Source organism: Marinobacter sp. F4206, from assembly GCF_019392195.1.
In the GTDB taxonomy this organism is placed as follows: domain Bacteria; phylum Pseudomonadota; class Gammaproteobacteria; order Pseudomonadales; family Oleiphilaceae; genus Marinobacter.
In genome coordinates, this window is sequence record NZ_JAHXKI010000001.1 from 230178 (window position 1) to 242466 (window position 12289).

Sequence of the window (12289 nt, forward strand, 5' to 3'; positions counted from 1 at the left end):
AGAATCGGCAATCCAATAACTTAAAAAGGACGATCGTAAGACATTGTATTTTATGGTGCTCCGGGCCGGAATCGAACCGGCACGACCGTTAGGTCGAGAGATTTTAAGTCTCTTGTGTCTACCAATTTCACCACCGGAGCATCGGAGGGGATTAAGACGGGCAGAATTGTATAAGGGCCGGTTCGGTAACGCAATTCCGATTCCCGCCTCGCTACGGTTCACACCGCGGTTGGCTTAACCGCCCTTCCCTTGTATACGTATCCCGCAATTTTGGGCGTTTTGGGGATATAGAGATTTTCAAGGTCGGTTACCTCGAAGCCCGCGGCCTGGATCAGCTCTGAAATGGGCCGGTTCAGGTGGCACCCGCCCGCGACCTTTTTCCACGCCGGCGTTACCCGGTGCTGCCAATTTCGGGTTCCGGTGTCCGGTGATTCCCCGTGCTCAAGGAAGAGCAGTTCGCCGTCCGGTTTCATCACCCGCATCATCTGATCAAGGGCAGTGCGCCAATCCGGGATGGTGCACAGGGTGAAGGTCAGTAATACGGTATCCACGCTCTCATCGGCGAGTGGGATTTTCTCCCCCGGCAGGTCCAGCCATTCCACGTTTACCGGGGACCGCGAGAGATTGTCCTGTGCCTTGCGGCGCATGCCTTCGGACGGCTCCAGGCCGTATACCAGCTCCACCAAATCCGGATTGTAGAACTCAAGGTTGGTGCCGGAGCCCATACCGACCTCCAGAACAACTCCCCGGGCGCTGGGGACGACCTGGCTTCGCAACTTCATGACCTGCCCATTGGAGCACACCCAGTCAATCAGGTGGGGAAGTATACGATCTTCGTAATAGCTCATCGGGTTCACCAATATTGTTTTATGTTCAGGGGTGCGACAATCTGCCCTACCTGATTTGTCCATGTTTTTAGTAGCATGACAACTATCTGCCGGTAAAAAAACAACATACAACATGAGCCAAGGCAGCGGCCGAACGGGATTGCTGTTCCCCGTTTATTAAGATGTATGAGTTACCGGAGGGTTCCCATGGAGCTAGATCCTCTCATCCTGTCGCGAATTCAGTTCGCTTTTGTGGTGTCATTTCACGCCATTTTCCCCGTGTTCACCATCGGCCTGGCTTCCTACATCGCGGTTCTGGAAGGTCTCGCTTTCAAAACCGAGAACCCGGTCTGGTTCAAGCTGTCCGCGTTCTGGACCAAGGTTTTTGCCGTTGTTTTCGGAATGGGCGTGGTGTCCGGCATCGTGATGTCCTTCCAATTCGGGACCAACTGGAGCAATTTTGCCCAGGCGTCGGCCAACTTTCTCGGGCCCATTCTCAGTTATGAGGTGGTCACGGCATTTTTCCTGGAAGCGGCCTTCCTTGGGGTGTTGCTGTTCGGGCGGGATAAGGTTCCGGCCGGGCTTCATCTGTTCGCCGCGATTATGGTGGCCACCGGCACGTTCATCTCTTCATTCTGGATTCTGGCAGCCAACAGCTGGATGCAGACCCCCGCCGGTTTCGAGCTGAGAGAGGGGGTATTCCATGTCACCTCGTGGAGCGAGGCGATCTTCAACCCCTCCTTCCCCTACCGGTTCATGCACATGGCCCTGGCCTCGTTTTTGACGGGTGGATTCGTGGTCGCCGGAGTCAGCGCCTGGTACCTGCTTCGCGGCCGCGAGGTCGAAGCCAATCGAAAGGCCCTCTCGATGTGTCTATGGTTGCTGCTGTTTATAGCTCCGGCTCAGGCCGTGGTGGGCGATTTTCACGGTCTGAACACCCTGGAACACCAACCCACCAAGGTGGCGGCGATGGAAGGCAACTGGGAAACCTCCCGTAATGTTCCGTTGTTGCTGTTTGCGATTCCCGACCAGGACAGCCAGAGCAACCTTTATGAAATTGGCATTCCCAGCTTGGCCAGCATGATTCTGACCCATGAGTGGGACGGCGAGGTGCCCGGCCTGAACGAAATACCAGCGGCAGAGCAGCCGCCCGTCGCCATTGTTTTCTGGTCTTTCCGGGTGATGGTGGGGCTTGGCCTGTTAATGATTGCGTTCGCAGCGGCCGGCCTGATTTTGCGAGCCGGAGGTCGTTACTGGCGTAATACCTGGTTTCTCCAGGGCCTTCGGTTCATGAGTGTCGCCCCTTTCCTTGCGGTCTTGAGCGGTTGGTTTGTCACCGAGATTGGTCGCGCACCCTGGCTGGTCTACGGCGTGATGACCCAGGCGGAATCGGTAACACCCTCGCTGACGGGTGCCATGGCCCTGTTCACCCTCATCGGGTACATCGTGGTGTATGGGCTCGTGTTCACCGCAGGGCTCTACTACCTGATGCGTGTACTCTACGTCGGACTTGAGGACCATCACGATGAGGAAGAGCACGAAGCGGAACGCCCAAAACGTCCGTTTTCGGCTGCCCACGTGCCGTTCGAGATTGACGAAGGCGACAAGCCCCGCACACCGGCACACGAAGGAGGCAACTGATTATGGAACTGTTCGATCTGCCCCTGATATGGGCGTTCATTATTGGTTTCGGCATCATCATGTATGTGCTGATGGACGGGTTCGACCTCGGCGTCGGGATCCTGTTTCCGTTTGCTCCGGATGAGGAGGCCCGTGACACCATGATGAATTCGGTGGCACCGGTCTGGGATGGCAACGAAACCTGGCTGGTACTCGGCGGCGCCGGTCTGCTGGCTGCCTTTCCTCTGGTGTACTCCATTCTGCTGCCGGCACTCTACATTGGTGTGTTCTTGCTGCTGGCCGGGCTGATTTTCCGCGGTGTCGCCTTCGAGTTCCGTTTCAAGGCCCGGACCTCTCGTTACCTCTGGAACTGGGCCTTTGCCGGCGGCTCTACGGTTGCCGCCTTTGCCCAGGGCGCCGTAGTCGGAAGCTACATTCAAGGCTTTGAAACCGCCAACGGGGTTTATGTCGGCAACGCTCTGGACTGGTTAACCCCTTTCACTGTGCTGACCGGTCTGGGCATGCTTGCCGGGTACGCCCTGCTGGGCTCAACCTGGCTGATTCTCAAAACCGAGGGTCGCCTGCAGGCGTGGGCCTACCGGATCACTCTGCCGTTGTTAGCGGCGGTGCTCGTGGTGTTTGGCATTATCAGTGTCTGGACACCGTTCGTGGACGATATGGTTCGCCAACGCTGGTTCACTAACCTCAGCGTGATCTGGATTCTGCCGGTATTGACGTTGCTTTGTGCCTTCCAGATTTACCGTTCGGTGCGCGATCGCTATGAGGGGATGCCCTTCATCGCCACTATGGGGCTCTTTATCACCACCTACCTCGGCCTTGTGGCTAGCCGCTGGCCCTACGTGGTTCCGCCGGAATATACCCTGTGGGACGCCGCCTCTGCCTATGAATCCCAGCTCTTCCTGCTGCTGGGCCTGCTGTTTGTAATCCCGATCGTGCTGGTCTATACCGCATGGACATACTGGGTTTTCCGCGGCAAGGTTCGTGCAGGCGAGGGCTACCATTAAGTGGCAGAAACAGCCGATCGACAGACTGACGGGGCTGGGGAGCAATCTTCAGCCCCGAATCAGCGTGAGGTAAGACGCTGGCTGGCCACCCTCGCCAGGGGCAATCGGCGGTGGATTCAAGGCACGGTAGCGGCCGGTGTGGTTGCTGGCCTGGCGACCATAGCGCAGATGTATTTCCTGGCAACCATTGTCCACCAGGGCGTGGTTGAAGATGTGCCAGCGATCGAGCTTTCCCTTCCCTTTCTGTTTGTTATCCTGGCAATTGTTGTTCGGGCTGCAGGCCAAGGCCTGCAGACGCACATGGCAGCCCGATGCAGCGAAGACGTCCGACGGGATGCGCGACGCCAGATTCACAACCACTGGCAATCCGCGGGCCCTGTCGCCATTGGCCATTCCTCAGCCGGCGAACTGTCCCGGGAATGGCTGGATCATGTCGAGGCGCTGCATGGCTATTTCGCTCGGTTTCTGCCCCAGCTGACCCTGTCAGTCATCATTCCTCTGATTATTCTGGTGCTGGTGTTCTCGATGGACTGGCTCGCGGGCATTTTCCTGCTGCTGTCTGCTCCCCTGATACCAGTCTTCATGGCCCTGGTCGGAATGGGCGCGGAGAAGCTTAACCAACAGCATTTTCAGGCCATCAGCCGGCTCTCCGGACAATTCCTGGACAAGGTCCGGGGCCTCAGCACACTCCAACTTTTCGGGCAGACCGCTTTCGCGACCGAGGTGATTCAATCACGCTCCGACCACTACCGGCGCATCACCATGAAGACGCTGCGGGTCGCTTTTCTGTCCTCCGCGGTACTGGAGTTTTTTGCGTCCATGGCGATTGCAGTCATCGCTATCTACATCGGGTTCGGGCTTCTTGGCTACATTACCTACGGCCCGTCCGGCCAATTGACGTTGTTTTCCGGGCTCCTCATTCTGCTACTGGCGCCCGAATTCTTCCAACCGCTTCGCACGCTGTCCCAGCATTATCATGATCGTGCCGCAGCGCTTGGTGCCGCCACGGAGATCCTTGCCCGGCTGGAAAATCTGGAGCCGCTCGATCATGGTGAGAAGCCCAAATGTGCGCCTGGCATTTCGGCTTCTTTTGGCGAGGGAATAACGCTTGACTCGGTGACCATTGAATACCGGCAGGGCCATCCGATCTTCCGGGACCTGTCGCTGACCTTCGACCAAGGCGGCTGCATTGCCCTTACCGGGCCTTCGGGTGGCGGGAAAAGCACCCTGCTCCATTTGCTGGCCGGTTTTGTCTCACCAAGTGAAGGGACCGTGAATGTCATGGGCCTGGCCCCCGGCGCTGTCAGTTTCGGGTGGCTGGGTCAGACCGGGTTTCTGATTAACGGTACCTGGGCGGACAATCTGCGACTGACCAGCCCGCAAGCCTCCGACATTGCCATCGAGACCGCCCTGTACAACGTTGGCCTGCGGTCTCTGCTCGAAAGTCGGAAACAAGGGATCTACAGCCCTGTGTCTGAGGACGGCCAGGGACTGTCAGGCGGTCAGGCCCGCCGGCTGAGCCTGGCCCGCATTTTCGTGGCGGATTACGATCTGGTTCTGCTGGACGAACCCACCGCCGGCCTGGACACCGACAGCGAAGTCTATGTGCTGGAAGCGCTACACAAACTCGGCCAGGCCGGAAAAACGTTGATCTTTTCAACTCACCATCAGGCTCTGCTTACGCTGGCTGACCGGGTGATGCTGGTCGCCGAGGGAGAGGTGCACGATGCGTGAACTTGCGCCCTGGCTGCGCCTGATTTTTCAGCGCCCCGTCCGACTCACCGTCGGCGGCGGTCTGATACTCATCACCCTGCTTTCTGGCATCGGCCTGCTGGCCCTTTCGGGCTGGTTCATTACCGAGACGGCACTGGTCGGGCTGGCACTGGCGGCGGGTACCCAGGCAACCATTAATCTCTACACCCCGGGCGGTGGTATCCGTTTCTTTGCCCTGTCCCGTACAGTCGGCCGTTATGTGGAGCGCGTTTACAACCACGACACAGTACTCCGCCTGCTGACTGACATCCGGGTTCATTTTTTCCGGCGGCTCGCCGCCACACCGCCCCTTCACCGTTCCGGGCTTTCAGGCGCACAGTGGCTGTCCCGGCTGACCCGGGATGTGGATGCACTGGATACCCTGTACCTGCGATTGATTGCGCCAACCGCCCTCGCCGCCCTCGTAGTTCTGCTGGTGGTGGTACTGGCCGGCCTCTGGTTCAGCACCATGATCGCGTTTTGGCTGGCAGTCATTCTGCTTGCTGCCCTCCTGCTATCGACATTGGGCATTTACTTGCGCACGCGCCGCATTGCGAGTCAGCAAAGCGAGCGGGAGGAACGACTGCGTGCAGCGGTCATCGAACATCTTGAAGGCTTTGCCGAACTCGCGGCCGCCGGGCGAACCGGTAAACACGCGGCCTGGTTGATGAGGCAGGCCCAGCAGTTCAGTTCGGAACAGACCAAAGCGGATCGACGGGTTGGCTGGCATTTGGCGGGTAGTCATCTGCTTATCAATCTGGCCGCAACTTTTGCGCTGTGGGCTGGCCTGTCGCTCTTTCAATTCGAAATCATTTCCGGGCCGGTTCTGGTGCTGCTGCCAATCGCCCTGCTGGGGCTTTCCGAAGTCTATGCCGCCTTGCCCGATGCCTTCGGCAAGTTAGGAGCTACGGAAACTTCAGCTGAACGATTGAATCGACAGTCGGAGCAACCCGCCTGGACGCCAACAGCAGGTGCGGACGATTTGCCTGCCGGCAAAGCCTTGCTGGCAAGAGATCTCGGTGTTCGCCATACCGATTCCGCTCCGATCTTCAACCACTTCGATCTGAGTGTTGATGAGGGAGAACACCTTGGTGTGGTGGGTCATTCAGGCAGTGGCAAGTCTTCCCTGGCGGATGCCCTGTCGGGCCTGATACCCGCTTATCAGGGCTCGATCAGCCACGTACCGCTGTGCTACCTCACCCAAACCACCATTCTGTTCGAGGACACCCTCAGGGCCAACCTGTTGCTGGCTCATCCGCAAGCCAGTGAGGATGAGCTATGGCAGGTCCTGGACCTGGTAGAAATGGCCGATCGGTTTGCCTCGGAGGAGGACAGGCTGGACACCTGGCTAGGCAGCGCTGGAAGCCGGCTTTCCGGCGGAGAGGCCCGGCGTGTCGCCCTGGCGAGAGTATTGCTGAGTCCGGCACCGTTGATCATTCTGGATGAACCCTTCACGGGGGTGGATTCGGAGACCAGAGAACGCATCTGCCGGAGGCTGGACCAATGGCTGGCAGGAAAAGCGGTGATTGCACTGGCTCACGACGCCGATGCCCTTCCGGGCACCGACCACGTGATCCATCTGACTTACTGAGGAATCGCCTTAGCGGGTTTCCAGAACCTCGAACGTCAGTCCAGCCTTGCTGGTGAGGCGCTCCATAAGACTGCCATCCAGCAGGGATGACGGGGTCCAGAACCCCCCTTCCTTATCGGCGGGCACGTCAAAGGCGAGGCACATGCCGGCTTCCCCGAGCATCTTGCCGGTGGAGCCATAACCCGGGTCGCGATCACCGGTTACCTTGGTGATGATGGTCTTGCCATCCTCGGTGCGACCGACAAATCGGAGGTCATAAAAACCGGCTTTCTGGGCTTCGGGGCTGGGCCCCTCCCCCGGTTTCGGCACGAACTTCTCGACCAGCCAGCGAGTGGGCTTGACGGCAGAGGCCGTGAAGAAAGCGCCAAGGCCACCGGTAATACCGTAGGCCGCCAACCGACCCTTCATGCCCCGGCCCGTCATCATCGCCTCGTCGTAAGTGAACTCCTTTCCGTAGCGGGCGTTCTGCAGCGCGTTGGAACGGTGGACGATCCGGGTATTGATCGCTCCCATCACAAAGGGCGCCAGCCAGACGTCGAAGGTGGAATCGTACTCCGCCCCCTTCAGACTCGGCTGACGGGTCTTGGACCGGTGTTCCGGCGGACAGATGGAAAACGGGTTCGCCAGTTCCTTGCGAAGCTTGGGATCGGCCGCGGCCTCCTTGGCGATGTTCATCATTGAGGCCACGGTGCCGCCGGAAAACTCGCCCTTCGCCACTTTCACTCTCATCCGAACGTCACGGCACGGTGCACCGAAAGTCTGCTCTGCTTTTCCCTGAAGGAACCAGACCCCCATGTCTGATGGAATGGAGTCAAAGCCACAACAATGAACGATACGGGCGCCGGAGGCTTTGGCCTCTTCCTCGTACCGGTCGACCATCTTGCGAATCCACTGCACCTCGCCCGTCAGATCGCAGTAGTCAGTGCCAGTGCGAACGCAGGCCTGAACGAGAGGCTCGCCATACAGCGCATAGGGCCCAACCGTCGAAATGATAACCCGTGTCTGGCCACACATCGCCTGGAGGGCGCGCTCATCGGAGGCATCGGCCAGGATCACAGGGAGCTCCCTGGCATCTTTACCCAGTTCATCTTTCAAGGTATTCAGCTTGGTTTCAGAACGACCGGCAATCGCCCAGTTCACGGACTTACCCAATCCGTAGGTATCGAGCAAATACCGGGTAAGAATCTGACCGACAAAGCTGGTTGCCCCAAAGACAACCAGATCGTACGTCGTTTCGGCTGATTTAGTCATTGCTCATCCTTAGTTCGAATTCGTGATTGAAGTGATCAGGCGGCAGTACGCGGTGCGCGGGCGCCCATCAGACGCATGAATGTCGCTACACCCAGGCCCCAGAAGCCATTGAGGATCAGCCCGCCAATCCAGGTCTGGGCCGAAACGTCGAGGCCCTTGAGTGGGAATACCACGAGCATCGCGACCGCAGTAGGGCCGATAGCGCCCAGCAGCACGTGCCCCAACCAGTATTTGCTGCGGGCGAGACGGCCGAGAACCAGCCAGAGGACCATGCCCCACAGCCCACCGAAAAATGCCAGAGAAACAACTGAGGGAATTCCAAAGGGGGGAACGGGAGTCAGATTGAATGGTGCCATGGGCACCACGCCCCCCAGATAGAAAAGCATGAACAATCCCTGGTGGAATACCAGGGTTGCAAGGAAACCGGCGATAAATGCCTTGAACCAGACCATAATACCTTCCTTAAGTGAGACAATCGTAGGTCTTAACCCCTTGATTCTGCATAGCAGTCTTACGCACTGCAAATATTGTTGGCTGATTTGAGGGCGGGTTCCAGTTTCCCCACAGACTTTCGGAATCACGTCGTCAGGGCCAATCGATTGTCATCCTTTGTCAGGCAAACTGCTAAACACAGTGTAACGTGCCACGGAGATTCGAGTTGACCACAGTCCTGGTGATAGTAAGTCTGTTTCTCGCCTTTTTCAGCGGTTTTCTGTGCTGGCAGGTGCTGGAACAACGCAAACTGATTGCTCACATGATGGAGACCGACAACATTGCGAACCCGGAGCAAGACCCGGAGTTTGTTCTTACGCTTCGCGTTCTCGATCCGATTGCCATTGCCAAACGGGAATCACGCTCCGCCCGTGTGCTGGCCGACAGACTACCGGTCATGGTCCGGAAAATGGTGTATCAGGAAGTCATGAAGGAACTGGAGTCCGAACTGGTCGAGCGGGAAATCGACGTCGAAATGCACATCGAATACCGATAGGAGCCCCGCCACATGAGTGCCTACCTTCTTACTTCCACTGTCATGATGCTCATGTCTCTCATTGCCCTGGGCTATACCTTCAGGCAACTGCAGGTTGCCCGTCGCCACCTGAGGATACTCAACTCACATCGAATTGCCGCCCACAGCGCAATCCAGAAAAGCCGGATGGATCTCCTCGAGGTCCGGAATCGGGCAAAACTGCTGGAGGACACGGTTTCAGGCGGTGCCAGCGCCGTCGAAAAGGTTCATAAGGCGATCTCGAACACGACCTTCGGCCTGATCGACCTGTTCTCAAGGGATGAGGAATTCCGTGAGAGCGCCCGCAAGGCGCGGCAGACTCACGACAACACCAGTGAAAACGTCTACAAGACGGTCCGGACGACCAACCGGGCCCTGCATATCCTTGCCGATACCCTGATTATTGGCAAAGCCGAAAAGAAAATAGCTTCCCGGAAACCAGGCGGCAACGGGTCTTCGGAATAGCCGGATTCACGGGGTAACTGGCATCAGGTCCTTTCAAATCGCCTGAGCACAGCATCCACGGTCACTGTCAGGCTCTCCAGCGCCTCCGCCCTTTCGCGGCCTTCGGCACTGGCGCGGTACAAATGGGGGGTCATCGCCAGCAGATCGGCGACCGCGTCCTGGTTCGTCAAGGTCAGGCTGTAGCGCACGTATTCGCTACCGAGTAATTGGAAGCCGTCGGGGATAGCATCTCGATCCGGCCGGTCCGGCTTCAGTTCCGGATAGATAATCTCCCGCAGTTCCCTTAGGTGATCCGGGCCGGCATCAACCTGCAGGATCTGACCTCCTGGCTTCAGAACCCGCTGGAATTCGTGATACACCGGAAATCCAAAAAGACACAACACGCAATCCAGTTCGTTCGGCAACACGGGAAGATTGGCATTACTGCCTACCACCCAACGGACCCGCTTATCCTGCTTTGCCGCGGCCAGAACAGCCCATTTCGAGATATCGAGCCCGAGAACCGCTGCGTTCTGCCCTTCGTCCAGGGTGTTGGCCAGTCGCCTTATGTAATAGCCCTCACCACAGCCGGCATCGAGAAATGAGGCGGCATTCTTTGCCTGAAACACACCGGCAGCCGCATGGTTTACGGCATCGGATATAGGTTCATAGTGTCCCGCATTCAGAAACCGCTGACGTGCCGCCACCATTTCCTTGCTGTCACCGGGATCCAGGGAGCGCTTCTTCTGCACAGGCAACAGGTGAACATAGCCCTGCCGCGCAACGTCAAAGTTGTGTCCGGTTTCGCAACGCAAGCTCCCTTCTACACGTTGCAGGGGACTTCCATCCAGCGGGCAAGCCAATGCTTCAAAAGGAGAGATGGTCATGGAAAGGTATCCAAATGGCGGCGGTAGTTGGTGAAATAATTTGGGCTATTTTATGCACAGGCAACAAAAAAGGCACCCGAAGGTGCCTTTTCTCAACCGAAGAAACTATCAGAGTACTTTCTTCAGTTCTTCTTCCAGCTGCGGAACCGCTTCGAACAGATCCGCCACCAGGCCATAATCAGCCACCTGGAAGATCGGTGCTTCCTCGTCCTTGTTGATCGCGACGATCACCTTGGAGTCGGACATGCCCGCCAGGTGCTGGATGGCACCGGAAATACCCACGGCGATGTACAGCTGCGGAGCAACAATCTTACCGGTCTGGCCAACCTGCATGTCGTTCGGTACGAAACCGGCGTCAACCGCGGCACGTGACGCACCAACAGCGGCGCCCATCAGATCGGCTACCTGCTCCAGCATCTTGAAGTTGTCGCCGTTCTGCATGCCGCGACCACCGGAAACAACGATGCCGGCGCTTGCCAGATCAGGACGATCAGATTTGGCCAGCTCTTCGCTAACGAACTGGGACAAGCCGGCGTCTTTCACCACGTCCAGCTGCTCGACAGCAGCAGAGCCACCCTCACCAGCAACGGGGTCAAAAGCGGTCGGACGAACAGTCACCACCTTGATGCTGTCACTGGATTTTACAGTGGCAATGGCGTTACCCGCGTAGATCGGGCGAACGAAGGTGTCCTCAGACTCAACACGCATGATGTCGGAGACCTGAGCGACATCCAGCAGTGCAGCAACACGCGGCATGAAGTCTTTGCCCACGGTGCCCGCGGCGGCCAGAATGTGGCTGTAGCCTTTGCCTACTTCGGCTACCAGCTCACCCAGGTTCTCACCCAGGAAGTGACCATAAGCGGCGTTGTCGGCAACCAGTACCTTGTTCACGCCTTCGGCCTTGGCAGCTGCTTCCGCAACGGCGCCACAGTTTTCACCGGCAACCAGGACGTCAATGTCTCCGCCAATGGCCTTGGCCGCCGCTACAACATTCAGGGTAGCCTGTTTCAGGCTGCTGTTGTCATGTTCAGCAATTACAAGGATGCTCATTTAGATCACCTTCGCTTCGTTCTTCAGTTTATCGACCAGCTCAGCAACGTCCGCCACTTTCACACCGGCCTGACGGGAAGCAGGTGCTTCAACTTTCAGCGTGGACAGGCGCGGAGCAACGTCGACACCCAGATCAGCCGGGCTCACAGATTCGAGCGGCTTCTTCTTGGCCTTCATGATGTTCGGCAGAGAAGCGTAACGAGGCTCGTTCAGACGCAGGTCTGTGGTAACAACCGCCGGCAGGTTCAGAGACACAGTCATCAGACCGCCGTCTACTTCGCGGGTTACATTTACCTTTTCGCCTTCAACAACCACTTCGGAAGCGAAAGTGCCCTGACCCATGCCGGTCAGCGCGGCCAGCATCTGGCCCGTCTGGTTGTTGTCGGAATCGATGGACTGCTTGCCAAGAATGACCAGCTTCGGCTCTTCTTTCTCGACAACAGACTTCAGCAGCTTGGCCGCTTCGAGAGACTGAACCTCTTCGTCTGTTTCCACGTGGATACCACGGTCAGCGCCCAGGGCCAGAGCCGTGCGGATTTGCTCCTGTGCAGCTTTCGGGCCGATGGAGACCACCACGATTTCACTGGCAACACCCTTTTCCTTCAGACGAACCGCTTCTTCAACAGCGATTTCACAGAACGGGTTCATTGCCATCTTGACGTTGGCGAGATCAACACCGGTGTTGTCCGGCTTGACGCGCACCTTTACGTTGTAGTCGATTACTCGTTTTACAGCGACCAGAACCTTCATAGATTCCTCGTTCTTCTACGATGGGTTTAAAGACTCGCAATCAGAAACACTCTTTTCGCGACCCCGCGGCTGCGGATATCGGAGTA

Annotated in this window: 12 protein-coding genes and 1 tRNA gene; 6 read left to right on the forward strand and 7 right to left on the reverse strand. The window is 57.7% G+C overall.

Going from position 1 to position 12289, the window contains the following annotated elements:
* Window positions 1-53 precede the first annotated feature (53 nt).
* Window positions 54-140 (reverse strand) — tRNA-Leu (locus tag KZO34_RS01100).
* A gap of 78 nt (window positions 141-218) precedes the next feature.
* The gene (locus KZO34_RS01105; protein WP_219472497.1) at window positions 219-848 is read right to left on the reverse strand and encodes a class I SAM-dependent methyltransferase; all 630 of its coding nucleotides are present in this window, start codon (window positions 846-848) and stop codon (window positions 219-221) included.
* Window positions 849-1034: 186 nt separating this feature from the next.
* Between KZO34_RS01105 and KZO34_RS01110 the strand changes: the two genes are divergently transcribed.
* From KZO34_RS01110 to cydC, 4 genes are read left to right on the forward strand one after another with little or no spacing between them, the layout of a single operon-like run.
* Window positions 1035-2468, forward strand: coding sequence for a cytochrome ubiquinol oxidase subunit I (locus KZO34_RS01110; protein WP_219472498.1), 1434 nt, complete (start codon window positions 1035-1037; stop codon window positions 2466-2468).
* A 2-nt stretch (window positions 2469-2470) separates the two neighbouring features.
* Window positions 2471-3472 carry a cytochrome d ubiquinol oxidase subunit II gene (cydB, locus tag KZO34_RS01115; protein ID WP_219472500.1) on the forward strand — a complete coding sequence of 334 codons (1002 nt, stop codon included), beginning with the start codon at window positions 2471-2473 and terminating at the stop codon, window positions 3470-3472.
* On the forward strand, window positions 3473-5206 hold the full coding sequence (gene cydD, locus KZO34_RS01120) for a thiol reductant ABC exporter subunit CydD (RefSeq protein ID WP_219472502.1): 1734 nt from the start codon (window positions 3473-3475) through the stop codon (window positions 5204-5206).
* Window positions 5199-6815 (forward strand): thiol reductant ABC exporter subunit CydC, encoded by a 1617-nt coding sequence (cydC, locus tag KZO34_RS01125; RefSeq protein ID WP_219472504.1) that lies wholly within the window; start codon window positions 5199-5201, stop codon window positions 6813-6815. The genes cydD and cydC overlap by 8 nt, the downstream gene beginning before the upstream one ends.
* Before the next feature lie 9 nt (window positions 6816-6824).
* Here cydC and KZO34_RS01130 read toward each other — a convergent pair whose 3' ends face one another.
* A complete protein-coding gene (locus tag KZO34_RS01130; protein ID WP_219472510.1) occupies window positions 6825-8066 on the reverse strand; it encodes a saccharopine dehydrogenase family protein in 1242 nt (413 codons plus the stop codon).
* Window positions 8067-8101: 35 nt separating this feature from the next.
* Window positions 8102-8518, reverse strand: coding sequence for a hypothetical protein (locus tag KZO34_RS01135; protein ID WP_219472511.1), 417 nt, complete (start codon window positions 8516-8518; stop codon window positions 8102-8104).
* A 206-nt stretch (window positions 8519-8724) separates the two neighbouring features.
* Here KZO34_RS01135 and KZO34_RS01140 point away from each other — a divergent pair, with 206 nt between their 5' ends.
* Together KZO34_RS01140 and KZO34_RS01145 are read left to right on the forward strand one after the other, a co-directional pair.
* Window positions 8725-9054, forward strand: coding sequence for a hypothetical protein (locus tag KZO34_RS01140; protein ID WP_219472512.1), 330 nt, complete (start codon window positions 8725-8727; stop codon window positions 9052-9054).
* A 12-nt stretch (window positions 9055-9066) separates the two neighbouring features.
* A complete protein-coding gene (locus KZO34_RS01145; protein ID WP_219472514.1) occupies window positions 9067-9537 on the forward strand; it encodes a hypothetical protein in 471 nt (156 codons plus the stop codon).
* 23 nt (window positions 9538-9560) lie between these two features.
* On the opposite strand, the gene KZO34_RS01150 is transcribed toward KZO34_RS01145, so the two are convergent.
* The 3 genes from KZO34_RS01150 to KZO34_RS01160 form a co-directional block, all read right to left on the reverse strand.
* Complete coding sequence (locus tag KZO34_RS01150; RefSeq protein ID WP_219472516.1) at window positions 9561-10403, reverse strand: putative RNA methyltransferase; 843 nt, start codon at window positions 10401-10403, stop codon at window positions 9561-9563.
* A gap of 108 nt (window positions 10404-10511) precedes the next feature.
* Window positions 10512-11453, reverse strand: coding sequence for an electron transfer flavoprotein subunit alpha/FixB family protein (locus tag KZO34_RS01155; RefSeq protein WP_064230432.1), 942 nt, complete (start codon window positions 11451-11453; stop codon window positions 10512-10514).
* Window positions 11454-12203: an electron transfer flavoprotein subunit beta/FixA family protein gene (locus tag KZO34_RS01160; RefSeq protein WP_219472518.1), complete on the reverse strand. Its 750-nt coding sequence runs from the start codon at window positions 12201-12203 to the stop codon at window positions 11454-11456.
* Window positions 12204-12289 lie beyond the last annotated feature (86 nt).

Excerpts from the sequence above, each read along its gene's own strand:
- KZO34_RS01105 (WP_219472497.1), bottom strand. The coding sequence starts at position 848 with ATGAGCTATTACGAAGATCGTATACTTCCCCACCTGATTGACTGGGTG.
- KZO34_RS01110 (WP_219472498.1), top strand. The coding sequence starts at position 1,035 with ATGGAGCTAGATCCTCTCATCCTGTCGCGAATTCAGTTCGCTTTTGTG.
- cydB (WP_219472500.1), top strand. The coding sequence starts at position 2,471 with ATGGAACTGTTCGATCTGCCCCTGATATGGGCGTTCATTATTGGTTTC.
- cydC (WP_219472504.1), top strand. The coding sequence starts at position 5,199 with ATGCGTGAACTTGCGCCCTGGCTGCGCCTGATTTTTCAGCGCCCCGTC.
- KZO34_RS01130 (WP_219472510.1), bottom strand. The coding sequence starts at position 8,066 with ATGACTAAATCAGCCGAAACGACGTACGATCTGGTTGTCTTTGGGGCA.
- KZO34_RS01135 (WP_219472511.1), bottom strand. The coding sequence starts at position 8,518 with ATGGTCTGGTTCAAGGCATTTATCGCCGGTTTCCTTGCAACCCTGGTA.
- KZO34_RS01145 (WP_219472514.1), top strand. The coding sequence starts at position 9,067 with ATGAGTGCCTACCTTCTTACTTCCACTGTCATGATGCTCATGTCTCTC.
- KZO34_RS01150 (WP_219472516.1), bottom strand. The coding sequence starts at position 10,403 with ATGACCATCTCTCCTTTTGAAGCATTGGCTTGCCCGCTGGATGGAAGT.
- KZO34_RS01155 (WP_064230432.1), bottom strand. The coding sequence starts at position 11,453 with ATGAGCATCCTTGTAATTGCTGAACATGACAACAGCAGCCTGAAACAG.
- KZO34_RS01160 (WP_219472518.1), bottom strand. The coding sequence starts at position 12,203 with ATGAAGGTTCTGGTCGCTGTAAAACGAGTAATCGACTACAACGTAAAG.